At 70.7% G+C, this 24,321-nt stretch carries 23 protein-coding genes; 16 read left to right on the forward strand and 7 right to left on the reverse strand.

The window, feature by feature from the left end:
• Positions 1 to 2: 2 nt before the first annotated feature.
• From ABCU91_RS03560 to ABCU91_RS03590, 7 genes are all read left to right on the forward strand, one after another.
• A complete protein-coding gene (locus tag ABCU91_RS03560) occupies positions 3 to 1,190 on the forward strand; it encodes a sensor histidine kinase (RefSeq protein ID WP_413354818.1) in 1,188 nt (395 codons plus the stop codon).
• A gap of 5 nt (positions 1,191 to 1,195) precedes the next feature.
• Complete coding sequence (locus ABCU91_RS03565) at positions 1,196 to 1,906, forward strand: LytR/AlgR family response regulator transcription factor (protein ID WP_413354819.1); 711 nt, start codon at positions 1,196 to 1,198, stop codon at positions 1,904 to 1,906.
• Between the two features lie 13 nt (positions 1,907 to 1,919).
• On the forward strand, positions 1,920 to 2,288 hold the full coding sequence (locus ABCU91_RS03570) for a heavy metal transporter (RefSeq protein ID WP_413354820.1): 369 nt from the start codon (positions 1,920 to 1,922) through the stop codon (positions 2,286 to 2,288).
• Entirely contained in the window at positions 2,285 to 3,742 is a 1,458-nt protein-coding gene (locus tag ABCU91_RS03575; protein WP_413354821.1) for a cation acetate symporter, read from the forward strand. The genes ABCU91_RS03570 and ABCU91_RS03575 overlap by 4 nt, the downstream gene beginning before the upstream one ends.
• A gap of 200 nt (positions 3,743 to 3,942) precedes the next feature.
• Complete coding sequence (locus ABCU91_RS03580) at positions 3,943 to 5,109, forward strand: glycoside hydrolase family 3 N-terminal domain-containing protein (RefSeq protein ID WP_413355367.1); 1,167 nt, start codon at positions 3,943 to 3,945, stop codon at positions 5,107 to 5,109.
• A gap of 109 nt (positions 5,110 to 5,218) precedes the next feature.
• Positions 5,219 to 7,717 (forward strand): DEAD/DEAH box helicase, encoded by a 2,499-nt coding sequence (locus tag ABCU91_RS03585; protein ID WP_413354822.1) that lies wholly within the window; start codon positions 5,219 to 5,221, stop codon positions 7,715 to 7,717.
• A gap of 367 nt (positions 7,718 to 8,084) precedes the next feature.
• Positions 8,085 to 8,324: an acyltransferase gene (locus ABCU91_RS03590; RefSeq protein ID WP_413355368.1), complete on the forward strand. Its 240-nt coding sequence runs from the start codon at positions 8,085 to 8,087 to the stop codon at positions 8,322 to 8,324.
• Between the two features lie 31 nt (positions 8,325 to 8,355).
• On the opposite strand, the gene ABCU91_RS03595 is transcribed toward ABCU91_RS03590, so the two are convergent.
• Positions 8,356 to 8,898, reverse strand: a complete 543-nt coding sequence (locus ABCU91_RS03595) for a pyridoxal 5'-phosphate synthase (RefSeq protein WP_413354823.1) — start codon at positions 8,896 to 8,898, stop codon at positions 8,356 to 8,358.
• A 52-nt stretch (positions 8,899 to 8,950) separates the two neighbouring features.
• On the opposite strand from ABCU91_RS03595, the gene ABCU91_RS03600 reads away from it, so the two are divergent.
• On the forward strand, positions 8,951 to 9,493 hold the full coding sequence (locus ABCU91_RS03600) for a DUF1697 domain-containing protein (RefSeq protein ID WP_413354824.1): 543 nt from the start codon (positions 8,951 to 8,953) through the stop codon (positions 9,491 to 9,493).
• Complete coding sequence (locus tag ABCU91_RS03605; protein WP_413354825.1) at positions 9,478 to 9,963, forward strand: N-acetyltransferase family protein; 486 nt, start codon at positions 9,478 to 9,480, stop codon at positions 9,961 to 9,963. Before ABCU91_RS03600 ends, ABCU91_RS03605 begins: the two co-directional genes overlap by 16 nt.
• Before the next feature lie 129 nt (positions 9,964 to 10,092).
• On the opposite strand, the gene ABCU91_RS03610 is transcribed toward ABCU91_RS03605, so the two are convergent.
• Positions 10,093 to 11,316, reverse strand: coding sequence for a DUF222 domain-containing protein (locus ABCU91_RS03610; protein WP_413354826.1), 1,224 nt, complete (start codon positions 11,314 to 11,316; stop codon positions 10,093 to 10,095).
• Between the two features lie 191 nt (positions 11,317 to 11,507).
• Between ABCU91_RS03610 and ABCU91_RS03615 the strand changes: the two genes are divergently transcribed.
• On the forward strand, positions 11,508 to 12,080 hold the full coding sequence (locus tag ABCU91_RS03615) for a GNAT family N-acetyltransferase (RefSeq protein WP_413354827.1): 573 nt from the start codon (positions 11,508 to 11,510) through the stop codon (positions 12,078 to 12,080).
• On the opposite strand, the gene ABCU91_RS03620 is transcribed toward ABCU91_RS03615, so the two are convergent.
• Positions 12,067 to 12,537 carry a GNAT family N-acetyltransferase gene (locus tag ABCU91_RS03620; RefSeq protein ID WP_413354828.1) on the reverse strand — a complete coding sequence of 157 codons (471 nt, stop codon included), beginning with the start codon at positions 12,535 to 12,537 and terminating at the stop codon, positions 12,067 to 12,069. The genes ABCU91_RS03615 and ABCU91_RS03620 overlap by 14 nt on opposite strands.
• 87 nt (positions 12,538 to 12,624) lie before the next feature.
• On the opposite strand from ABCU91_RS03620, the gene recQ reads away from it, so the two are divergent.
• A complete protein-coding gene (recQ, locus tag ABCU91_RS03625; protein WP_413354829.1) occupies positions 12,625 to 14,685 on the forward strand; it encodes a DNA helicase RecQ in 2,061 nt (686 codons plus the stop codon).
• A 6-nt stretch (positions 14,686 to 14,691) separates the two neighbouring features.
• On the opposite strand, the gene ABCU91_RS03630 is transcribed toward recQ, so the two are convergent.
• Positions 14,692 to 15,135 (reverse strand): MarR family winged helix-turn-helix transcriptional regulator, encoded by a 444-nt coding sequence (locus ABCU91_RS03630; RefSeq protein ID WP_413354830.1) that lies wholly within the window; start codon positions 15,133 to 15,135, stop codon positions 14,692 to 14,694.
• Positions 15,136 to 15,194: 59 nt separating this feature from the next.
• Here ABCU91_RS03630 and ABCU91_RS03635 point away from each other — a divergent pair, with 59 nt between their 5' ends.
• Positions 15,195 to 15,563 (forward strand): VOC family protein, encoded by a 369-nt coding sequence (locus ABCU91_RS03635; protein ID WP_413354831.1) that lies wholly within the window; start codon positions 15,195 to 15,197, stop codon positions 15,561 to 15,563.
• Positions 15,564 to 15,569: 6 nt separating this feature from the next.
• Here the strand turns inward: ABCU91_RS03635 and ABCU91_RS03640 are convergent, their stop codons facing one another.
• Both ABCU91_RS03640 and ABCU91_RS03645 read right to left on the reverse strand, forming a co-directional pair.
• Positions 15,570 to 16,640 (reverse strand): Gfo/Idh/MocA family protein, encoded by a 1,071-nt coding sequence (locus ABCU91_RS03640; RefSeq protein WP_413354832.1) that lies wholly within the window; start codon positions 16,638 to 16,640, stop codon positions 15,570 to 15,572.
• Between the two features lie 79 nt (positions 16,641 to 16,719).
• Positions 16,720 to 18,228 (reverse strand): SulP family inorganic anion transporter, encoded by a 1,509-nt coding sequence (locus tag ABCU91_RS03645; protein ID WP_413354833.1) that lies wholly within the window; start codon positions 18,226 to 18,228, stop codon positions 16,720 to 16,722.
• Positions 18,229 to 18,353: 125 nt separating this feature from the next.
• Here ABCU91_RS03645 and ABCU91_RS03650 point away from each other — a divergent pair, with 125 nt between their 5' ends.
• A complete protein-coding gene (locus tag ABCU91_RS03650) occupies positions 18,354 to 18,722 on the forward strand; it encodes a MerR family transcriptional regulator (protein WP_413354834.1) in 369 nt (122 codons plus the stop codon).
• Between the two features lie 5 nt (positions 18,723 to 18,727).
• Here the strand turns inward: ABCU91_RS03650 and ABCU91_RS03655 are convergent, their stop codons facing one another.
• A complete protein-coding gene (locus ABCU91_RS03655; RefSeq protein WP_413354835.1) occupies positions 18,728 to 20,866 on the reverse strand; it encodes an alpha-galactosidase in 2,139 nt (712 codons plus the stop codon).
• Positions 20,867 to 21,101: 235 nt separating this feature from the next.
• Between ABCU91_RS03655 and ABCU91_RS03660 the strand changes: the two genes are divergently transcribed.
• The 3 genes from ABCU91_RS03660 to ABCU91_RS03670 are packed head-to-tail and all read left to right on the forward strand — an operon-like array spanning position 21,102 to position 24,318.
• Positions 21,102 to 23,207 (forward strand): acyl-CoA dehydrogenase, encoded by a 2,106-nt coding sequence (locus ABCU91_RS03660; RefSeq protein WP_413354836.1) that lies wholly within the window; start codon positions 21,102 to 21,104, stop codon positions 23,205 to 23,207.
• Positions 23,208 to 23,242: 35 nt separating this feature from the next.
• Complete coding sequence (locus ABCU91_RS03665) at positions 23,243 to 23,875, forward strand: DNA-3-methyladenine glycosylase I (protein ID WP_413355370.1); 633 nt, start codon at positions 23,243 to 23,245, stop codon at positions 23,873 to 23,875.
• 2 nt (positions 23,876 to 23,877) lie between these two features.
• On the forward strand, positions 23,878 to 24,318 hold the full coding sequence (locus tag ABCU91_RS03670; RefSeq protein WP_307466967.1) for a cupin domain-containing protein: 441 nt from the start codon (positions 23,878 to 23,880) through the stop codon (positions 24,316 to 24,318).
• The last annotated feature ends 3 nt before the right edge of the window (positions 24,319 to 24,321 follow it).

The raw sequence follows: 24,321 nt of genomic DNA on the forward strand, positions 1-24,321 counted from the left end.
GCATGACCGATGCCGTCGTCCTCGCCGCTCTGCTCGGCGTGGTCGGCGGCATCGTGCTCTCCGCCCTGCTGATGCTCGCCCGCCGCTACGCGCGCGGGGCGGGAGCGCTCGGCAGCGAGGCCGAGGAGGCCACTTACCGCGCCCTCCATCAGGCGAGCCTCGCGGCACCCTACCTGCGTGGCGGCCTCGCGACCCCCGACGTCGCGCGCGCGGCCCGCCACCTGCGCGCCGTGCTCGGCAGCGCGGCGGTCGTGCTGGTGGTCGGCGACGTGATCGTCGCGCGCGACGGCCAGTCCGAGGGATTGGATGCCGCGGCCCGCCGCATCGCGGCGCAGGTCGCCGAGACCGGCAAGCGCCGCGTCTTCCCCCGCGCCGAGGGCGGGGACGGGCTCGAGGCCGTCGGCGCACCGATCCGCGTGGACGGTGCCGTCGCGGGTGTGCTCGTCGCCTTCGCCGCGCCCGTCCGGGCCGCTCTCGTCCGCGCGGCGGGGGAAGTCGCCGAGTGGTGCGCCGCGCAGGCGACGCTCGGGGAGTTGGATGCCTCGCGCGCCGCGCTCGCCGAAGCCGACCTGCGCGCGCTCCGGCAGCAGATCTCGCCGCACTTCATCTACAACGCGCTGACCGCGATCGCCTCGTTCATCACGACCGATCCGCCGCGCGCACGCGAGCTGGTGCTGGAGTTCGCCGACTTCACGCGCTACTCGTTCCGACGCCAGGGCGAGTTCACGACGCTCGCGGAGGAGCTCCGCAGCATCCACTCCTACCTCGAACTCGAGCGGGCGCGCTTCGGCGACCGCCTCACCGTGACGCTGCGGATCTCGCCCGAGACGCTGGCCACCGTCATCCCGTTCCTGTCGGTGCAGCCGCTCGTCGAGAACGCCGTGCGGCACGGGCTCGAGCCGGGGGAGGGCGGCGGGACGATCCTCATCGCGTCGGAGGATGCCGCCACCCACACCGAGATCACGGTCGAAGACGACGGTGCGGGCATGGACCCCGCCGAGTTGCACGCGCTCCTGACGCGCACCGGCGATGCGGCCAACGTGGGCCTGCGGAACGTCGACACGCGGCTGCGGCAGCTCTACGGCGCAGAGGGCGGGCTCGTGGTCGAGACGAACACGGGCGCCGGTACCCTGGTGCGGATGCGCGTGCCGAAGTCGCAACCGCATCACGATTCGGCAGGGCTGAGGTGACCGCCATGATCGACGTCCTCGTCGCCGACGACGAGAAGCCGGCGCTCGACGAGCTCGCCTTCCTGCTGCGCGCGGACGAGCGGATCGGCGAGGTGATCACGGCATCATCGGGTGCCGAGGCGCTGCGGCTGCTCACCGAGCGTACGGTCGCCGCCGCCTTCCTCGACATCCACATGCCGGGGCTGTCGGGCCTCGACCTGGCCGCCGCCCTGGGAGCGCTGGCGCAGCCGCCGGCGATCGTGTTCGTCACCGCGGACGACGCGCACGCGGTCGACGCGTTCGAGTTGCGGGCCCTCGATTACCTGCTCAAGCCGGTCCGCGCGGATCGCCTGCGCCGCGCCGTCGACCGCATCGTCGTGACAGAGCCGTCGGCGGACGGCGACGAGGTCCTGCCCGTCACGGTCGGATCGACCGTCCGCTTCGTCCACCGTCGCGACGTCCGCTGGGTGCGGGCGGAGGGTGACTACACGCGTCTGCAGACCGACAGCGACGCGGGGCACCTCGTGCGGATCCCGATCTCCGAGCTCGAGACGCGGTGGGCGGATGCCGGTTTCGTCCGGATCCATCGCTCGTTCCTCGTGCGGGCGGCATCCGTCACCGAAGTCCGCCTCTCGGGTGCCGAACCCGCCGTGTGGGTCGGGGACACCGCGCTCCCCGTCAGCCGCCGGTTCGTCCCGCTCGTGCGCGAAGCGCTGATCGGGCGGGGCGGCCCGTGAGCGCGGTGCCGCGGTGAGCGCGGACCGCGTTCGCGTCTCGGCGGGCGCCGGCAAGCCCGGCGCACCCACGCGCGGCATCGCCCTGCCGGGGGCGCCCGTCGACGACGTCGAGGCGGCCTATGCGCGCGCCCTGCGGCGGTCGCAGCTGCGGCTCGCGCTCGGCACGCTCTTCGGCTTCGTCGTCGTGGTGCTCGTCCTCTACGGTGCCCTCACACTGATCCCCGAGCTGGACGAGATCGTGTGGTTCAGCGTGCCGTTGTCGTGGCTGCTGCACGCGTTCGGGTTCTACCCCGCCATCGCAGGGTTCGCGGTCCTCTACGTCCGCGGCGCGGGCCGCAACGAACGGCGCTACCGCGCGCTCCGCGAGGAGGACGAGCGGTGAACGCCGTCCTCGACCTCGTGGCGGTCGCGCTCGTCGTCGGCGCGACGACCCTCATCGGGGTCTACGGGCTGAGGGTCTCGCGGACCACCGGCGACTTCTTCGTGGCATCCCGCACCGTCAGGCCGGTCTGGAACGCCTCGGCGATCAGCGGGGAGTACCTCTCGGCGGGCACCTTCCTCGGACTGTCGGGACTCGTGCTGCTGAGCGGATCCGAGGGCTTCTGGTTTCCCATCGGCTACGCCGCCGGGTACCTGCTCGTCCTGCTGTTCGTCGCGGCGCCCCTGCGCCGCAGCGGCGCGTACACGATCCCCGACTTCATCGAGGCGCGGCTGGATTCGCGACGCGCGCGTCGGGTGACGAGCGTCGCGTGCCTCCTGATCGGCTGGCTGTACATCGTGCCGCAGCTGCACGGCGCGGGGATCACGCTGCAGGTCGTCGCCGACATCCCGCCGTGGGTCGGCGCCGTGCTCGTGGCGGTGCTGGTCGCGGCGGCGGCCGCAGCCGGCGGGATGCGGGCGATCACCTACGTGCAGGCGTTCCAGTACTGGCTGAAGCTCACCGCCCTGCTCGTGCCCGCCGTGCTGATCGCCTTCGCGGTCGGAGGGGGAGCGAGAGAGATCGATCCGCTCGTCGTCTTCCCCGCGGAGGCGGGGCCTTCGGGGCTCGACGCCTACGCGGCGGGGTCGCTGCTGCTGGCGCTCCTGCTCGGCACGATGGGACTGCCGCACGTGCTCGTGCGGTTCTACACGAGCCCGACCGGCGGTTCGGCGCGGCGGACGACGGTCCTCGTCATCGTCATGGTGAGCGTTTTCTACGCCGTCTCGAGCGTCATCGGTCTGCTCGCGCGGATCGTGGCGCCCGATCTCGCCCGACCGGGCGTCGCCGACACCGTCGCGCTCGTCCTTCCCGCACGGGTCTTCCCCGGGTTCGTCGGGGAACTGCTCACCGCCCTCGTGGTCGCGGGCGCCTTCGCCGCCTTCCTCGCGACGTCGGCGGGGCTCACCGTCTCGCTCGCCGGTGTCATCAGCCAGGACGTGTTCAGCGGGTCCGTCCGCTCGTTCCGGCTGTCCGCCGTGCTCGTCGCCCTCGTCCCGCTCGCCATCGCCCTGCTGACGCAGCCCGCGGGACTCGTGGCCTCGGTCGGCGCCGTGTTCGTGTTCGCGGCATCCGCTCTGTCCCCCGTCCTGCTGCTCGCGATCTGGTGGGACCGGCTGACTGCCCGAGGCGCCATCGCGGGGATGGCCACGGGCGCCGTCGCGTGCGGGCTCGCTCTACTCGTGCACAGCGCCGTCGGCGGGATCGGCGTCGCCGCTCCGCTGCTGGCGCAGCCCGCCGCGTGGACCATTCCGCTCGCGACCGCCGTCACGGTCGTCGTCTCGCTCACCGATCGCGCCGGCGCTCCCGTGCGCGCGGGCGCCTACCTCGCGAGGCTGCACACGCCGGGGCGCAGCTGAGGCGCGCGGTTTGACCGTTCGGTATTCAGTCTCGGGTGGCGACCCGTGACGGGGAGACCCGCGGAAGCCCGGGGCGTCGCGTCCTCATGAGTTGCCGACGAGACTGAATACGGAACGCCGAGCCCGGCCCACGCCGGCCGGAGCAGGCGCAGAATGTCGGTGTGCGTCGGTCGTGGAGATGGTCCGCTCTCGTCACGGTGATGGCCGCGTCGCTCCTCGCGGGGTGTGCCGCCTCGCCGACAGCGTCTCCTGCGCCGCCCGCCTCGTCGCCGACCGACTCAGCGTCGCCGGTGGCGTCACCCTCGGCATCCGCTCCCCCCGCATCGCCCTCCGCGCCACCTTCTTCCACCCTTGATCCGGTCGACGCGCTCTCGCTGGAGGAGCGGGTCGGTCAGCTCTTCATGGTCGGAACCCCCGCGACCGCCGCATCGCCGACGACCCTCGCCGCCGTCCGCGACCGGCACGCCGGCGGCATCTTCCTGAGCGGTCGGTCGACGGGCGGGGTGGCGGCCACAGCGGGCGTCGTGTCGCGCTTCACGTCGCTCGCCGAGCGCGACCTGCCGCTCTGGGTCGCGACCGATCAGGAGGGCGGCGAGGTCCAGGTGCTGCAGGGAAGGGGGTTCGAGGCGATGCCCTACGGCATCCGTCAGGCGGACCTGCCGTCGGATCAGCTGCAGGAGAAGGCCGAGGCGTGGGGGCGTGAACTCGTCGAGGCGGGAGTGAACATGGACCTCGCCCCGGTCGCCGACATCGTCACGAGCAAGGCGACCCGCTTCGACAATCCGCCGATCGGCGGGTACGGCCGGCAGTACGGCTACGACGCGTCCACCGTGGCCGATAAGGCGGGCGCCTTCGCCGAGGGGATGCGGGATGCCGGTATCCTTCCCACGTTCAAGCACTTCCCGGGCCTCGGGCACGTGCCCGCGAACACCGACACCACGGCCGACGTCGTCGACACGACGGTGACTCCGGACGGTCCGGACGTCGGCGTCTACCGACCGCTCACCGAGGCGGGGCCGAGCGCGGTGATGGTGTCGTCGGCGATCTACGACCGGATCGACGGATCCGCCCCGGCCGTGTTCTCTCCGAAGGTCGTCGGACTCCTGCGGAGCGAGGTCGGCTTCGACGGTGTGGTCTTCTCGGACGACCTCTCCGCCGCCGCCGCCGTCTCTGCCTGGTCGCCCGCCGACCGCGCCGTGCAGGCGATCTCCGCCGGCGTCGACGTGGTGCTCGTCTCGGCGGATCCGTCGGTCTTCCCGGCGATGTACGACGCGGTGCTCGCGAAGGCGACCGCGGACCCGCAATTCGCCGCACAGGTCGACGCCGCGGCGGCGCGCGTGCTGGCTGCGAAGGCGGATATGCCCTGACGTGTGCCGAGTGCAGGCTGAGCCGCGCGTTCGCACCCGTTCGGGGCAGTCGGTCTCGATCAGACCTGCACTGGGCACATCCTCCCGCCCGGTGGGGCAGACTCGAGGGATGACCTCGACGCTCCGGGACCGCATTCCGGTGGGGTCGACCCCCGACGCCGTCTACGAGGGCTTCCTCGAGTGGACCCTCGAGCGCGGCATCGAGCTCTACCCGGCGCAGGACGAGGCGATCATCGAGCTCGCATCCGGGTCGCACGTGATCCTCGCGACGCCGACCGGCACGGGCAAGTCGCTCGTCGCGGTCGCGGCACACGCGGCATCCCTCGCCCGCGGCGGCCGCACGTATTACACGGCTCCGATCAAAGCCCTCGTCAGCGAGAAGTTCTTCGCCCTCGTCGACATCTTCGGACCGGATGCCGTGGGCATGGTCACGGGCGATTCGTCGGTGAATCCCGACGCGCCGATCATCTGCTGCACCGCCGAGATCTTGGCGAACGTCGCGCTGCGCCTCGGCCCCGAGGCGGAGGTCGACCAGGTCGTGATGGACGAGTTCCATTACTACGGCGACCCCGACCGCGGGTGGGCGTGGCAGGTGCCGCTGCTGCTCCTCCCGGGAGCGCAGTTCCTGCTGATGTCGGCGACGCTCGGCGACGTCTCGGCGATCACGAGCGACCTCGAGCGACGCACGGGTCGGCCGGTGGCGCACGTCGCAGGCGCCGAGCGGCCGGTGCCGCTCGACTTCTCCTACGCCCGCCGCCCGGTCCATGAGGTGCTCGAGGGGCTGCTCGAGAACGGCGAGGCCCCGGTCTACATCGTCCACTTCTCACAGGCGGCGGCGCTCGAGCGGGCGCAGGCGCTGTCGAGCGTCAAGGTCACGACGCGCGAGCAGCGCGATGCGATCGCCGAGGCCATCGGCGGCTTCCGCTTCACGACGGGGTTCGGCAAGACGCTGTCCCGTCTCGTCCGTGCGGGCATCGGCGTGCACCATGCCGGGATGCTGCCGCGCTACCGCCGGCTCGTCGAGACGCTCGCGCAGCGCGGCCTGCTCCGCGTCATCTGCGGCACCGACACCCTCGGCGTCGGCATCAACGTCCCCATCCGCACGGTGCTGATCACGGCGCTGTCGAAGTACGACGGCACGAAGATGCGCCAGCTGTCGGCGCGCGAGTTCCACCAGATCGCCGGGCGCGCGGGGCGTGCGGGTTTCGACACGCACGGCAGCGTCGTCGTGATGGCGCCCGAGTGGGAGATCGAGAACGCCGTCGCACTCGCGAAGGCGGGGGACGATGCCGCCAAGCGCAAGAAGATCGTCCGCAAGAAGGCGCCGACCGGCGTCGTGAACTGGGGCGAGGGCTCGTTCGAGCGCCTCGTCGCCGCCGAGCCCGAGCCGCTGTCGCCGCAGCTGAAGCTGACCGCGGCGATGCTCATCAACGTCATCGGTCGCGGCGGCGACGTCTTCGCGAACGTCCGCTCGCTCGTCTTCGACAACCACGAACCGAGGGCGCGGCAGTACGAGCTCGCCCGCCGGGCGATCGCGCTGTTCCGGACCCTCGTGGCGGCGGACATCGTGGAGGCCGATGCTGACGGCATCCGTCTCACCGTCGATCTGCAGCCGAACTTCGCCCTGAACCAGCCGCTGTCGCCGTTCGCGCTCGCCGCGATCGAGTTGCTGTCCCCGGACGACAGCGAGACCGGCAGCGGTCACTACGCGCTCGACGTGGTGAGCGTGATCGAGTCGACGCTCGACGATCCGCGCGCGATCCTGTCGCAGCAGGAGTTCAAGGCGCGGGGCGAGGCGGTCGCGGCGATGAAGCGCGACGGCATCGAGTACGACGAGCGGATGGAGCTGCTCGAGGCGGTGACGTGGCCGAAGCCGCTCGCGGACCTCCTGGCGCAGGCGTACGAGACGTTCGCGTCGAGCCAGCCGTGGGTGCGCGACTTCGAGCTGTCGCCGAAGTCGGTCGTCCGCGACATGTTCGAGCGGGCGATGTCGTTCGGCGAGTTCGTGTCGTTCTACCAACTGGGGCGGAGCGAGGGGCTGGTGCTGCGGTACCTGTCCGACGCGTACCGCGCGATCCGGCAGACGGTGCCGGCCGAGGCGCGCACCGACGACCTGCTCGATCTGATCGAGTGGCTCGGCGAGCTGGTGCGCCAGGTCGATTCGAGTCTCGTCGACGAGTGGAATGCGCTGGTGAACCCGGCGGACGATCCCGAGGCTCCCGTCGTGCCGCCGGCGCCGCCGTCGATCATCGCGAATCGGCGCGCGTTCGTCGTGCTGGTGCGCAACGAGATGTTCCGGCGGGTGCAGCTCGCCGCTCTGCAGAACGACGACGCGCTGGTCGAGTTGGATCCGGATGCCGGTTGGCCCGACGTCCTCGACCGGTACTTCGACGATCACGACGAGATCCTCACGGGCGGGGCTGCCCGCAGTCCCGCGCTGTGCGCCATCGACGAGTCGTCGGCGTCCGAGGGTGTCTGGCGTGTGGAGCAGATCATCGACGATCCGGCGGGCGACCACGATTGGCGGATCCGCGCGGAGGTCGACCTGGAGGCATCCGTCGACGAGGGCGCCGCGGTCGTGCGGGTGACCGAGGTCGTGCGGCTCTAGGCCCCGCTCCCTCCGGATGTGCGCGGACTCGCGCGCATCGTCTCGATCGCGCCATAATCGCGACGGGGCGATTCCGCGCGATCGAGGGGACATCATGCGCGTACTGAAGAAGGTCATGAACCGGCTGCGCGCATCGGTGCGTGGGCACCACGGCGTCAAGGTTCAGCCCGGTGTCACGATGAGAGGACGGGGAACCTATGACCTGCATCGGGGAGCGACCATCCGCAGGCGCGCGCGGATCCACGTCGGCTCCGGTGCTCGGCTCACGGTCATGCGCGGAGCGGCCGTCGGCGCGCGAAACACGATCAACGTCGAGACCGGCCTCACGCTGCACGAAGGTGCCGAGCTCTCCTGGGACGTCGAGATCATGGACACGGACTTCCACGACATCGAGTTCGAGGACGGACGTCGCCACGTGCGCTCCGCCCCCATCAGCATCGGCCGACACGTGCTCGTCGGAGCCCGCGCCGTCATCCTGAAGGGCGTCACGATCGGGGACGGTGCGATCGTCGCCGCCGGCGCGGTCGTGACCCGTGACGTCGAGCCGGGAGCGATCGTCGCGGGGAACCCCGCCCGGCCGGTGGGCCGCGCGGCGTCGTGGCGTTGATATCTAGTCCGGCGGTCGCCGTCGTGCGGCTCTAGGCCCTGCGGGTCCAGTCGTCGCCGGCGCGCGTGTAGACGACGCGGGTGTGCCGACGGTCGGGGGAACCCTGCCAGAACTCGATGCGCTCCGGGATGAGGCGCCAGAGCACCCAGTCGGACGGCGCCGCGTCGCTGGAGGCGGGGCGCGCCCCGAAATCGGCTGCGCTCTCCTCGGGTGTCGCCTCGCGCACGGTGCCGCGGACGCGGACGGCGCGCATGACGGGCTGCCACCAGAAGTTGAGCGCCGCCGCGGGGTTCTCGGCGAGCTGCGCGCCCTTCGCCGAGGATCGCAGGCCGGCGAACTGCCAGCCGTCGGCGTCGACGCCCTTCAGGATGAGGGTCCGCGCGTCCGGGCGACCATCGGCATCCGCTGTCGCGAGGGTCGTTGCACGGGGTTCGGGGACGCCGGCGTCGGCGGCGGCGCGGATCCAGGTGTCGAAGAGCTCGTGAGGATCGGCGGGGAGGTCCGAGAGGTCGAGCGGCGGTGCGGTTCCGGTGAGGGAGGGTTGGTCGCGGAGCCAGCGGGTGAGCTCGTTCATGTCTTCATCCTGCGCCCTCGTGGGTGTCGGCAGGTCCGGGCAGACTGGGCGGATGACGACGTACCTGGCGTTTCTGCGGGCGATCAATCTCGGCGCGAAGCGGGTGTTCCCTAAGGAGGACATCCGCCGTGTCGTCGAGGAGGCGGGGTTCGAGGCAGTCGAGACGCACATCAACACGGGGAACGTGCGGTTCGAGTCGCGGATGCGCTCGCGTGAGCGGATCGAGCAGACGTTGGAGCAGGCGTTCGCCGCCGACCGGTGTTTCGAGGTCCCGACGATCGTGTACTCCGCCGCGGAGTTCCGCGAGGTCGCTCGGCACGCTCGCGAGCTGGCCGAGGCGAACCCGGGGCTCGCCCGGCACTACGTCTACCTGCTGAAGGACGAGCCCGCGGCGTCGCAGATCACCGACATCGAGGCGCGCGCCGATGAGCGCGGCCGGATGGTGGTGCGGGGGCGCGCGACGCACGCGCTGCTACAGCCCGGGTATCAGGACGGCGCGGTCGACCCACTCGGCGCGGCGAAGCTCCTCGGTGTGGCGACGAACCGGAACGCGAACGTCATCGGCGCGCTCGCCGAGAAGTGGTGCGCGGCGTGAGTGCGGCGATCCGCGAACCGCAGCCGGCGGATGTCGGGGCGGTCGCGGCGCTGCATGTCGCCGCCTGGCGTGAGACGTACGGGCATCTCCTGCCGGAGGAGTACTTCACCGACGAGGTGGCGGAACGTCGGCGGCGCATGTGGACTCAGATCCTCTCCGACCCGCGTCCGGAGCACGTCGTCCGGGTAGCCGAGCTGGACGGCGAGTTGATCGGTTTCGCGATGTCCGGTGGGTCGGATGCCGGTGGTCGCCAGCTGTACATGCTCTACGTCCTGGCGGCGCATCACGGGACGGGGGCGGGGCAGGCACTGTTCGACGCGGTGCTCGCCGACGGGCCCGCGTCGTTGTGGGTGGCGCGGGAGAATCCGCGTGCGATCGCGTTCTACCGGCGCAACGGCTTCGCGTTCGACGGTGCGGAGCAGTCCGACCCGGCGACGCCCGGCATCGTCGAAGCGCGGATGGTGCGGTGATGCGCGAGGTGGAGGCTGTGCTGTCGACACTGAATGAGGCGGACCCGTACGGGCTGCACCTCTCGTCGACGTGATCGGGATCGCCGAGGTCACCGCGCTCGTCGCACGGATGAACAGCCTCGCTCTGTCCTAGAACGGTGGTGGGTCGGTGGTGAACTGCGGGATGCGTCGTTCGGGCTGGACGAGGTAGACCCGGCCTGCGGGTGAGGTCCATTCGAGCGTCCCGCCAGGTTTCGCTCTGACCTGCCAGTCGGTGTGGTGTTTGAGGGTGTGGTGACCGCGGCAGAGGGGTGCGAGGTTGCTGGCGTCGGTGTGTCCGCCGTGATGCCAGTCGACGGTGTGGTCGATGTCGCACCGATCCGCCGGGATCCCGCACCCGGGTGCCATGCACCGGGCGGCCCGCCATGTGACGAGGCGGCGGAGGTCGGCGGGCGGCCGGTAGTGCTCTCGCCCGACGGACAGGACGACCCCGGTGTCGGGGTGGGTGAGGACCCGCATCCACCCGGATGCCGCCCCGCACAACTCCCGCGCGCGGCCGAGCGGGATAGGCCCGACGCCGCCGACCTGCGCGGCAGAGCCGTCACCGGTCAGGAGCGTGAGAGCGGGCACGGTGACCGCGACGGTCGGGCGGATCCCGCGCACGATGTCGGGAAGAGACGCGGTCTCCCCGTCGATCAGCAGGTCTCCGAACACGTCGGCGCGTTTCTGGTCGAGGGACCGTTCGTCGTCGAGGGTTTTCGCGATCGCGGTGAGCCGCCCGTGGATCGCGTGCGCTTCGACCGCGGGAAGGTGCGCGGTGAGCCACGCCATCCCGTCCACGCCGGGTTCGACGCGCACGTGCCGGTGGGCGACGGCATCCGCATACCGTTCCGCGATGGTCGCTTCACGCTCCCGGTCGACGATCCGTTTCACTGCGCGGCGGAACGGCCCGGTCGGCATCTCCTCCGCGAGCGTCAGCACCTCGCCGATCAGCTCGTCACGCGCGACGTCGAGCTCATCGAGGCCGTCGACGATGATCGTCGCGTGCGTCTCGGTGATCCCGGCTCGGCTCATCGCCTCCCACACCGCCGGGTGCCGCTTCACCAACGCCCGCCCGACCCCCATGAGCCGTCCCGCGGCGTGCTCGGTGATCCGCAACGCCGACGCGACTTCGAGCCGTACCGACCGTTCCACCAGCACCGACGCACCCTCATCCCGCGTCGCGGCGCGGATCGCGTCATCCCACAACTCGACGATGCTGGCATACCGCTGCGCCGCGTGAACCGTCGCCATATCGGCGCACATCACGACCCAGTCCAGGGTCGTCGGAATCCCCTCGGGGACCTCCTCGAGATACGGGGACGGGCTGGACATAGTCCCAGACTAGAAGGGGGTTCCGACATCGCTTCTGGCACGTCGGGACCCTCGGCATCCACCCCTCTCCGGTCACAGAGGACCGCGCAGCGCGGCACGGTGCGAGCGGCGGGCGCAGTCGTTCCCCCCCGGCATCCGTTACCGTGACGTCGTGCGCCGCAGATTACGGCTGGAAAAGAGGGGATCCCGACATGACGAAACCCGTATCCGTCCGGCCGTATCGCGAGTCGGATGCCGAAGGTTGGCTCGTCTGCCGCACTCTGAGCTTCCTGCGCACCGCGTACTACGACGACGTGAAGCAGACGCGACCAGAACTCTCCGCCGGTGCGATCGAGCTCGTCGCCGCGGCAGGTGACGGCGAGATCGTCGGCATCCTGGACATCGTGGTCGACGACGTCGAGGCCACGATCGACACCGTCGCGGTGCTCCCCGGCTGGCAGCATGACGGCGTCGCCACGGAGCTCCTTGACCAGGGGATTCGCGGGCTTGACGCCAGAGGGGTCCGAACTCTGGATGCCTGGACCCGGGAGGATGTCGCGGCGAACGCCTGGTACCGCCGGAACGGATTCTCCGAGACCACCCGTTACCTCCACGTCTACCTCGGCGCCGGCGATGATCCGGCAGGGTTCCGAACGCCCGATGGCCTGAGCAGCCCGGTGACGGCCTTCGTGCACGGTCGCATCGAGGATGAAGTCGAGCTCCGCGCCCGCTACGCCCGCGTCCACGTCTGCCGTCGGTACGTCCGCGAGCTCACGCCCCGCTGAACTCCTCCGAAAGCTCCCGCCACCACGCGACCTCGCGAGCCAACTGTCCGGTCTCGGTGAACGTCCGCACCTGGTGCGTCTCCGCGAGGGCCCGAGCGAGCTCCGAACGCTCCGCCGGCGTGAAACCCAGCGACTGCCAGAACGCACCCGACCGGCGGCTGAACAGCCACGCCGTCGTCGCGCCCTCCGCAGCGGCGTGTTCGAGTGCGAAACCGGCCATTTCGGTGCCGCGACCCCGCGTGCGCGACGAGGCCGCGACGGCGACGCTCCGGATCAGCGCGTGCCGTCCGTCGCCGCTCAGCTCGTAGCCCGTGCTCGCGACGATGCGGCCCGACGCGTCGCGCTCGACCCAGAGACGCACCGTGGGCGCGTCCAGCCCCGTCACGGTCAGGTCGACCTCGCGCAGGAACGCCTCGATCTCGCCGGCATCCGCCGCCGTGCACCTGATCAGTTCCATGTCCGCTCCTCCTCCCCATCCTTGCAACCTCGTGGACCCTCTCCACACCCGCAGACCGTGTCGGATGCCGCGGCTAGGGTTGACCGGGTGAGTGACGGCGGATGGCAGAACGACCCCTACGCCGATCTCGTGTGGGATCCCGACGACGTTCCGCCGCCGGACGACTTCGACTCACCGCCGCCGCCCGACCCGCGGTACGACGACTACGCCGCGTCCGTCGCCCGCGCCACGCGCGCCGAGCCCGCGCGCACCCAGCCCACCCGGCCCGCGGCCCCGCAGCAGCGCACCGCCGCACCGCCGGCATCCGTCCTCCGTCTCGAGCGGCGCGACCACGTCGGCGACGATCCGGTCAAGGTGCTCACCGAGGTCTTCGGCTACACGGCGTTCCGTGGCGATCAGGGTGACATCGTCTCGCACGTCATCGCGGGCGGCGATGCGGTCGTCCTCATGCCGACCGGCGGCGGCAAGTCGATCACCTACCAGGTGCCGGCCCTCGTGCGTCCCGGCACGGGCCTCGTCGTCAGCCCTCTCATCGCGCTCATGCACGACCAGGTCGACGCGCTCATCGCCAACGGCGTCCGTGCGGCGTTCCTGAACTCCACGCAGACCCCGGCCGAGCGCGCGGGCGTCGAGCAGGCGCTCCTCGACGGTGAACTCGACCTGCTCTACGTCGCGCCCGAGCGGCTGTCGGTCCCCGCGACGACGGCCCTCCTGCAGCGCGCGCAGCTCAGCGTCATCGCGATCGACGAGGCGCACTGCGTGTCGCAGTGGGGTCATGACTTCCGCCCCGACTACCTCGCGCTCGGCGACCTCGCTGAGCGGTTCCCCGGGGTCCCGCGCATGGCGCTCACCGCGACCGCGACGCGCGCCACGCACACCGAGCTCACCGAACGCCTCCACCTGCCCGACGCGCGACACTTCGTCGCGAGCTTCGACCGGCCGAACATCCAGTACCGCATCGAGCCCAAGGTCGACATGCGTCGCCAGCTCGTGCAGTTCGTGCGCACGCAGCCCGAAGGTGCCGCCGGCATCGTCTACGCACTGAGCCGCAAGTCCGTCGAGCAGACGGCCGAGTACCTGCGCACGCAGGGCGTCGACGCCCTCGCGTATCACGCGGGGTTGGATGCCTCCATCCGCGCCCGGCACCAGTCCCGGTTCCTGCGCGAAGACGGCGTCGTCATGGTCGCCACGATCGCGTTCGGCATGGGCATCGATAAGCCCGACGTCCGCTTCGTCGCGCACATCGACCTGCCGAAGTCCGTCGAGGGCTACTACCAGGAGACCGGCCGCGCCGGCCGCGACGGCGAGCCCGCGGTCGCATGGATGGCCTACGGCCTCGGCGACGTCGTCCAGCAGCGCCGCCTCATCGACCAGTCGCCCGGCGACCGCACCTACAAGATGCGCATGGGCCAGCACCTCGACGCGATGCTCGCCCTGTGCGAGACGGTCTCGTGCCGCCGACAGAACCTGCTCGGATACTTCGGACAGTCGTCGGATGCCTGTGGCAACTGCGACACCTGCCTCACCCAGCCCGACACCTGGGACGGCCTCGTCGCGGCGCAGAAGCTCCTCTCGACGATCGTGCGCCTGCAGCGCGAGCGCAATCAGGCCTTCGGCGCCGGGCACCTCATCGACATCCTCCGCGGCGGCTCGACCGAGCGGATCCGCCAGCAGGGGCACGACAAGCTCTCGACCTACGGCATCGGGAACGACCTGTCCGAGCAGGACTGGCGCTCGGTCGTGAGGCAGCTCCTGGCCCGCGGCATCCTGGTCGCCCAGGGGGAGTACGGCGTCCTGGCGGTCGGCGACGCGGGCATGCCCGTCCTCCGCGGCGAGGAAGCAGTGCCGCTGCGGCGCGACGTCCTCGGCCGCACCGGCGGCGGATCGACCCGCGCGAAGAAGCAGTCGGCCGCCGACGCGCTGCCCGAGGGCGACCGCGACCTCTTCGAGGCGCTCCGCGCGTGGCGTGCCGAGCAGGCGAAAGAGCAGGGCGTCCCGGCCTACATCGTCTTCGGCGACGCGACCCTGCGCGCCCTCGCTGAGCACCGCCCGACGTCGGTCGCCGACCTCGACGGCATCACCGGCATTGGGGCGAAGAAGCGCGAGGCCTACGGTGAGGCCGTCGTCGCCGTCATCGCGAAAGCCTGAGTCGGATCAGTCCTCGCGCAGCGCCCGCGTCATGCGCGTGAGCACGTCGAACGCCTGAGCGCGCTCCGGCGCAGACAACTCGGCCAGCATCCGATCCTCCACCGTCTTGACCACGGCGCTCGCCTGCTCCCGACGCCGCAGCCCGGCGTCCGTCAGGGTGACCGGCAGCACGCGGCCCTCCGCAGCGGTCGCCGGCCGAGTCACGAGGCCCTCCCGCTCCAGGGTCTGCAGCAGGACGTTCATGCTCTGCCGTGTCACGAAAGCGCCCCGGGCGAGATCCGAGTTCGACGACCCGGGCCGCTGCGCGAGGATCTCGAGGCACGAGTACGCGGTCACGGTCAGCTCGAGCGGACGGAGCGCATCCTCCATCGCGACCCGCAGCGCGGTCGCCGCTTCCTTCAGGAGATAGCCGAGCGACGTCGGGAGATCGATCTCATCGGAGTGGACCATGTCAGTATTCTGACATACACTTGAATGTGTCAGATAACTGACACAAGAAAGGATGCCTCATGCCCGCCATCGGACCCGACTTCATCTCCCTGCAGGTCAGCGACCTCGACGCCTCGCAGCGCTTCTACGAGCGCTACCTCGGCCTCGTCCGCTCGCCCGCGGGGCCCCCGCACGCCGTCGTGTTCGACACCGCGCCGATCGCGTTCGCGCTGCGCGACATCGTGCCCGGCACCGACCTCGACTCCGCGGAATACCCCGGAATGGGCGCCGCGATCTGGCTGCGCGCGACCGACGTCCAGGACAGCCACGACGCGCTCGCCGCGGACGGCCACGAGATCGTCGCGGCGCCCATCGACGGCCCGTTCGGACGGACGTTCACCTTCGCCGACCCGGACGGCTACCGGATCACCCTGCACGATAAGGCCTGAGCCCCGTCAGCTCCACACGTCGCGGGCGACCCGCACGTCAGCCCCCGTCCGAGCCGACTCGCCGATCGCGAGACCGAGCAGGTGGTCCTGGCAGGCGTCGGCCAGCGGATACGGTTCCGCGCCGTCACCGCGGGCCCACCGCCCGGTGAGCTCGAGCGACGACGCAACCGCGATGTCATCCTCCGACAGCCGCGTTCCGACCCAGGGATTCCGGTAGACGATCCGTCCCTCGAAGGCAGCCGACACCACGTCGTTGCCTTCGAGGTTCAGGTCGACACCCGTGCGCCGGTAGGTGATCGGCGAGGTGAGCACCTCGGCGCCCTCGAAGCGGCGCACGGTGTCGTCGGTGAGTTCCCCGTGCGAGCCGCGGATGACGATCCGGCGCGACAGGATCGGGTTCCACCACTGGTTGTCGACGAAGTCGTACAGGCCCATCCGCCCGTCGCCGAAGTCGAGCGTCGCGATCGTCGTCGTCCGTTCCTTCGGCGCGACGTCGTCCGACCATCCGGCCGGCGTCAACGGATCGACGAGCGGCGCGGTGAAGGTTCGGGCCGACACGGTCGCCTCCGTCATGCCGGCATCCAGGAACGTCCGGATCATCGACGTCGCGTGGTACAGATGCGTCGACGAGACCTGCACCCCGCCGACGGTGCCGAGTGCGCCCGATCGAACCACCTCGAGGCGGGCGGCGTGCCCCGGCATGAGCATGTACTGCTCGGCGACCTGCACCAGCCGGCTGGCGCCGACGTCGTGCCACAGCTTCCGCAGGCCGTCCGCGTCGGGGGCGGGCGGCGTCTCGGCGAGCACGCGCACGCCGCGCTCCACGAGCTCGGTGATCACCCCCGGCATCGCGGGCCACGTCACCGACGCGATCACGAAGTCCGGCCGGGCGGCCAGCAGGTCGTCGAGCGAGCGGTGGATCGGCACGTTCCAGCCGGCGACCCGTGCCGCCGAGGCGTCGGACCGGGCGAGCACGCCGACGGCCTGCAGTCGCTCCGGTGCCGCCGAGGCGATGCGCAGGAAGAACTCCGAGCGCCAGCCCGTGCCGATGATCGCGAATCGTGCCGGCTCTGCCATGGGACCCCTTCGTCGTGACGCTCCGAAGCGGGGCGCCCCCGGCATCCTTCAGGCCTGCCGCACCGCCGTCAACCCCCGATCACTCGCCGGCGCCGAGCTTTCCGCTGAGCCTGCCGTGGAACGCGGATGCCGTGTCGTTCAACCCGACGATCGTCACCGTCGTGCCCATGCGCTCGTACTTGTTCACGATGGCGTCGAGGGCGGCGACGGTCGAGGCATCCCACACGTGCGAACGGGACATGTCGATCACGACGTTCGCCGGGTCGTCCGGGTACGAGAACTGTGTCGTCAGGTCGTTGCTGGAAGCGAAGAACAACTCGCCGTCGACCGCATAGTGAGCGGTGGATGCCGCGGCATCCACGGTTCGCGTGACGGTCACGAAATGCGCGACACGGCGGGCGAACATGATCATCGCGGCGATCACACCCAGGACGACGCCGATCGCGAGGTTGTGGGTCCAGACCGTGGCGACGACTGTGATGAGCATGACGGCGGTCTCGCTCTTGGGCATGCGGCGGAGCGTGGCCGGGTGGATGCTGTGCCAGTCGAACGTGCCGACGCAGACCATGATCATGACCGCGACGAGGGCGGCCATCGGGATGATCGCGACGACGTCGCCGAGCGCCAGCACGAGGATGAGCAGGAACACGCCGGCGAGAAAGGTCGAGATGCGGGTGCGCGCACCCGAGACCTTCACGTTGATCATCGTCTGACCGATCATCGCGCAGCCGCCCATGCCGCCGAAGGCGCCCGACAGGATGTTCGCGGCGCCCTGACCGAGCGATTCGCGGGTCTTCGAGGAGGGCGTGTCGGTGATGTCGTCGACGAGCTTGGCCGTCATGAGTGACTCGAGGAGTCCCACGACAGCCATCGCGAGGGCGAACGGGCCGATGATCTGCAGCGTCTCGAGGGTCAGCGGCACGTTCGGGATGAAGAGGGACGGCAGGCTCTCGGGAAGTTCACCCTGGTCGCCGACGGTAGGGACGTTCCACGCGAAGACGACGACGACCGCGGTCAGCAGCACGATCGTGGCGAGGGGAGCGGGCACGGCTTTGGTGAGCCGCGGCATCGCATAGAGGATGACGAGGCCTGCGGCGAGCAACGGCCAGACGAGCCAGGGGATGCCGTCGCCGAACAGCTGCGGCAGCTGGGCGAGGAAGATCAGGATCGCGAGCGCGTTGACGAAGCCGACCATGACGCTCCGGGGGATGAAGCGCATGAGCTTCGCGACGCCCACGAGTCCGAGAACGATCTGGATCACCCCGCCGAGGAGGACGGTCGCGATGAAGTAGTCCATCCCGTACTCCCGGACCACAGGCGCGATGACGAGGGCGACGGCGCCGGTGGCCGCCGTGATCATCGCGGGGCGCCCGCCGAGGAAGGCGATCGCGACGGCCATGATGAACGACGAGAAGAGCCCGACCCGGGGGTCGACGCCCGCGATGATCGAGAACGCGATCGCCTCGGGGATGAGGGCGAGCGCGACCACGAGACCGGCGAGGACCTCCCGGGTCAGCAGGCGCGGGCTGCGGAGCGCCTGCAGCACTGTCGGCTCGATGCGCGGGCGCACGGGAGTGGTGGCGATCATGATGACTCCGTCGGGGGAGGGGTGCGCACAGACCCGTTGGCGGCGCGGAAGAATGGGGGCGCGCAGATGGCGCACGACCAAACCTAACGTAACGTGAGGTTTGCTGTCCACCCGAGGGGAACCGCATGACCGACGACACGATGCGCATCGGCGAGGTCGCCGAGCGGACCGAGCTCTCGTTCCGCACCCTCCGCCACTACGACGAGATCGGCCTCGTCACCCCGTCCGCGCGCACCGACGGCGGCTTCCGGCTCTATACCGAGGGTGACGTCGCCCGCATCCTGCTCATCCGTCGCATGAAGCCGCTCGGGTTCACCCTCGACGAGATGCGCGAACTCCTCGAGGTCGTCGACGCGATGGCTGAGGATGCCGAGGACCCGCAGAGCCGTGCCCGCCTCGACGGCGTCCGCGCCGAGGCTGCGGCTCGGCGCGAGAAGCTCCGCCGTCAGGTCGAGATGGCCGACGAGTTCCTCGACCAGCTCGAACGCATCTGACGGTCTCAGACCGCCGTGACCTCCACGACGACGGCCTGCTGCGGGTTCTGCACGGGCGGACGCAGGCCGACGACGGCGAGCTGACGCCCGGTCATCACGGTGTCGTGGTGCGCCCACTCGAGCGGCGACTGAGCGGGGGTCTCAACGATCCCACCCGGCGTGACGAGCTGCACGCGATAGGTCCGGTCGGCGTCGAGTCCGGGAAGACGCACGCGGCCGGTCGGCGAGGAGATGAGCGTCTGCGTCTGCGTGATCGTGAAGAAGGCGGATGCCGCGTCCTCCGCGACGACGCCGCGGACGTCGAGCCCCGGGTCGGCCACGTCCGCGTTGACCAGGCGGCCCGTCGCGACGAGGGGGCGCACCCGTTTGGCGAGGGCGACCCACGCGCCCACAGTCGCGGCATCCGTCTCTGACAGCGTCGTGACGTCCCACTCGATGCCGAAGTGGCCGAACAGGGCGACGGCGCCGCTCATCGTGAGTGACACGGTGCGGCCGGTGGAGTGGACGTGCGGTGTGGTGAGGTGCATACCCATCATCTCGGGCGGCACGACGAGGGCGGTGTAGCGCTGGTTCTCGAGGCGCTCGACGGGGTCGAGGCAGTCGCTGGTCCAGATGCGGTCGGTGCGGTCGAGGATGCCGAGGTCGACGCGCGCGCCGCCCGAGGCGCAGCTCTCGATCTCGAGGCCCGGGTGGGCGGCTTTGAGCTCGTCGATGAGGCGGTAGACGGCGAGGGTCTGCGCGTGCACCTTCGCAGCGCCGCCGGGGCCGGCGGCGGCGTCGACGAGGTCACGATTGTGATCCCACTTGATGTACGCGATCGGGTACGCGGCGAGGATGTCCGAGATGACCTGGCGGATGTATGCGTAGGCCTCGGGGTGCGCGAGGTTCAGCACCTGCTGCTGACGCGCGGACGGCGGCAGGTCGGTGCGGCCGCGGAGGATCCAGTCGGGGTGCGACCGGGCGAGGTCGCTGTCGGGGTTGACCATCTCGGGCTCGAACCAGAGCCCGAACTCCATCCCCTTCGCGACGACGTGGTCGGCGATCGGGTGCAGGCCGCCCGGCCACACGGTGTCGTCGACGTACCAGTCGCCGAGGCCCGCGGTGTCATCGCGGCGGTGGCGGAACCAGCCGTCGTCGAGCACGTACCGCTCCACACCGATCTCTGCCGCCGCATCGGCGAGGGCGATGAGCTTGGGCAGGCGGTGGTCGAAGTAGACCGCCTCCCACGTGTTCAGGGTGATCGGCCGGGGCCGCGTCGGATGCTGCGGCCGTGCCCGCCACTCCTCGTGGAACCGCACGGCGAGCTCGTCGAGCCCGTCACCCCAGGAGCCCAGCAGCTCGGGCGAGGAGATCTCCTCGCCCTGCGCGAGACGGATCTCGCCGGGCAGGTACAGCTCGCCCGCCCCGAGGAACGACTCGCCCGTCGGCGTCCGCTCCGCGAAGATCCGGGAATTCCCGCTCCAGGCGAGGTGGGCGCCGTGCACCGTGCCGCGCTCGAACCCGAAGCCCGGCGTTCCCGCGGCCAGCAGCAGGGTGAAGTCGGCGCCCGGGCGGCCGCGGCGCGACTCCCGCACGTGCGTGCCGAAGGTCAGTTCGTGGCGCTGCGCGGAGCGCTCGCGCAGGTGCCGTCCGGTCGTGTCGAGGATCTCGGTCGCGTCCCACGGCAGCGGCAACGTCGTGTGGAGGGCCTGCACCGTGTACACGCCCGCACCGTCGTTGCGCACCGTCGTCCGCGCCCGCACGAGACCGGATGCCGTGACCCGCAGCTCGTAGCGCGCCGACAGCTGCATCTCACTGTCCGTGAAGTACAGCTCGAGGGTGTCCTCCGTCGCCCGCAGGTCGGTCAGCGCGAAGAGGGCACCGACGCCTTCTCCGTCGCGGTGGCCCTCGAGGGTCGGTGTTCCTGCCCAGCCGGATGCCGCGGTGGCGACGATGCCGAGTCGCACCGTACGGTCGAGGCCGCCCGAGACGCGCTGCAGGCGCGAGGCCGTGGCGAGCGAGACGAGCGTGTCGTGCGGTGCATCGCCGAGATCCGCGCCCCAGTGGACGATGGCCGGGGCGGTGTCGGGCTGCAGGTCGACGACGACGCTGGTGCCGCCGGAACGGAGGTGGACGACGCTCGCGTCGGAGGGGAGAACGGGCATCCCCCAAGTCTGTCAGTCACGCTCCGTGAACGTGCACGCACCGGACGCCGTTCCGGTCCGAGCGAGCTGCCTTCGCGCCGCCCGTGTAGGCGCCGTACAACCCGCCCGGACCACGTCCGCGACGCCTCTTGTCGCGACCGCACAACCAACTTGGTGTCGTGTTGGAGGACTTCTACCGTGATTGTCGAACTTCCCTGTCCCGTCGCCGCACCCGGCGTCCTCAGAAAGGCCAGTGATGACCGACACCGTCGTCCGCTCCTCCACTCCCGCCGCCGACAAGCGCACCCCCGCCGGCGGCGCTCCGACCGCGCCGCACACCGCCGACGAAGCGCACGAAGCCCGCCTCGACATCGACGCCGTCGGCGCGATGCTCCGAGGCACGTGGGGCGAGACCCGCCTCACCGTCCGCGAACTCATCAAGGACCCCGCCTACTGGCGCATCGACGGCCAGAGCGTCGCCGAGCACCGCGAGCGGGTCATGGACCAGGTGCGCCTCCTCGCGAAGAACGGCGGCTCGACCCGTGCGCTCCCGAAGGAGTACGGCGGTGAGGAGGACAACGGCGCCAACCTCGCGGGCTTCGAGGAGCTCGTCCTCGCCGACCCCAGCATGCAGATCAAGTCCGGTGTGCAGTGGGGGCTCTTCGGCTCGGCCGTGCTCCAGCTCGGCACGAAGGAGCACCACGACCGCTGGATCCCCGACATCCGCGACGCGAAGCTCCCCGGCGCTTTCGCCATGACCGAGATCGGGCACGGATCGGATGTCGCCGCCATCGGCACGACCGCGACGTACGACCCCGATACCGAAGAGTTCGTCATCAACACCCCGTTCCGCGCGGCGTGGAAGGACTACCTCGGCAACGCGGCCGTCCACGGACAGGCCGCGACCGTCTTCGCGCAGCTGATCACCAACGGCGTGAACCACGGTGTGCACTGCTTCTTCGTGCCGATCCGCACGGCCGACGGCGAGCTGCTCCCGGGGGTGCAGAGCGAGGACGACGGCGTCAAGGGCGGGCTCAACGGCATCGACAACGGTCGTCTCGCCTTCGACAACGTCCGGGTGCCGCGCACGAACCTGCTCAACCGCTACGGCGACGTCGCGGCCGACGGCACCTACTCGAGCCCCATCGAGAGCACCGGTCGCCGCTTCTTCACGATGCTCGGCGCCCTCGTGCAGGGCCGCGTCTCGCTCGACGGGGCGGCGACGATCGCCTCGTCCCTCGCCCTGTACATCTCGCTGACGTACGGCAATGAGCGTCGTCAGTTCGACTCGGGCGCGGGCAGCGATGAGGTCGTGCTGCTCGACTACGGCAAGCACCAGCGGCGCCTCCTGCCCCTCCTCGCTCAGAACTACGCCCAGTACTTCGCGCACGACGAGCTGCTCCGCACCTTCGACGGCGTCTTCGGCGGCAAGGCCGACACCCCCGCCGAGCGCGAGAACCTCGAGACCCTCGCGGCCGCGCTCAAGCCGCTCAGCACGTGGAACGCGCTGAACACGATCCAGGAGGCCCGCGAGGCCTGCGGCGGATCGGGCTTCATGGCCGAGAACCGCCTCGTCGGTCTCCGCTCCGACCTCGACGTCTACGTCACCTTCGAGGGTGACAACAACGTCCTCCTGCAGCTCGTCGGCAAGCGTCTGCTCGCCGACTTCGCCAAGCAGTTCAAGGGAGCGGATGCCGCGGCCCTCGCGAAGTTTGCCGTCGGTCAGACGGCGGGCAAGGTCTTCCACGGTGCGGGCCTCCGCAGCCTCGGTCAGACCGTCGCCGATTTCGGATCGACGGCGCGCTCGGTGGAACTCGGCCTGCGGGCCGAGCAGCAGCACGAACTGCTGGCCGGACGCGTCGAGCAGATGGTCGCCGACATCGCCGGCGCGCTGCGCCCGGCATCCAAGCTCCCGGCCGACCAGGCCGCTGCGCTGTTCAACCAGCACCAGGCCGAGCTCATCGAGGCGGCACGGGCGCACGGTGAGCTGCTGCAGTGGGAGGCGTTCTCGGATGCGGTGAAGGGGACCGAGAACGAGAGCACCCGTCAGGTCCTCACGTGGCTGCGCGACCTCTTCGGTCTGCACTTGATCGAGAAGCACCTCGCGTGGCACCTCATCAACGGGCGTCTTTCGACGCAGCGCGGCGCGGCGGTGTCGAAGTACATCGACCGGCTGTGCGCGCGTCTGCGTCCCCATGCGCAGGACCTCGTCGATGCGTTCGGCTTCGCCCCCGAGCACGTCCGCGCCCCCATCGCGTCGGGCGTCGAGCGGCAGCGACAGGACGAGGCGCGCGCCCACTACGCCGACCTCGCCGCGCGCGGCGAGGCGCCCATCCCGGAGAAGTCGCTCACGGCGAAGTGAGCGTCGGGGGCCGTCGGTAGCCTGAGCGCGTGGATATGCGTCTCGGGCCCGACGGCCTCCTTCGTTGCGGCTGGGTCGGCGACGACGCCGAGTACCGCCGGTATCACGACGAGGAGTGGGGTCGGCCCCTGCACGGCGATCGGGCCCTCTTCGAGAAGATGAGCCTCGAGGGGTTCCAGGCGGGGCTCTCGTGGATCACGATCCTCCGCAAACGACCCCGCTTCCGCGAGGTGTTCGCCGGCTTCGAGCCCGAGACCGTGGCCGCCTTCGACGAGTCCGACGTCGAGCGGCTCATGGGCGATGCCGGCATCATCCGCAACCGGGCGAAGATCCTCGCCACCATCGGCAACGCGAGACTCGTCACCGACATGGCCCCGGGCGAGCTCGACGCATTCATGTGGTCGTTCGCCCCGACATCCCATCGTCGGCCGGCCTCGTTCGCGGAGGTGCCGGCGACGACGACGGAGTCGGATGCGATGTCGAAGGCGCTCCGCAAGCGGGGATTCCGATTCGTCGGCTCCACGACGATGTACGCGCTCATGCAGTCCTCGGGGATGGTCGACGATCACGTCGCCGGATGCCATCGCGCAGAGTCTTCTTCATCAGGGTCGCCCTTGTCCGAGGGGTCCGGTTCCCGGGAACATGTGGAGACGGCGGCGGAAGGGTGAACATGGCGGGGTACGAGATCACCGAAATCGGCGGGCTGGACCGGTGGCGCGACCACTTCGGCGGGTTCGTCCCGGCACGCTCGCGCGACGGTCGGCGCGTCGTCGACCACGAACTCGCGATGCAGTACATCGGGCTGACCGCCAACGCGCTCGAACCGGGCGAGGAGGCCGGCTACTGGCACTCCCACTCGCAGGTCGAGGAGCTCTACGTCTTCCTCGAGGGGCGCGGCCAGATGGGGTTGGATGACGACCTCGTCGACGTGGGGCCCGGCTCGGTCGTCCGCGTCGGACAGGGAGTGTGGCGGACGTGGCGCGCCCACCCCGACAGCCCCGGTCAGCTCCGCTGGCTGTGCATCCGCGCCGGCGGCGAGGAGCTCCCCGAGGTGCCGTCTGATTCGACGCGCGACGAGCGGCCGATGCCGTGGTCGACGCCGGAGGGGTGAGTC

Origin of the sequence: Microbacterium phoenicis (assembly GCF_047302325.1) — a bacterium.
Classification (GTDB): Bacteria; Actinomycetota; Actinomycetes; order Actinomycetales; family Microbacteriaceae; genus Microbacterium.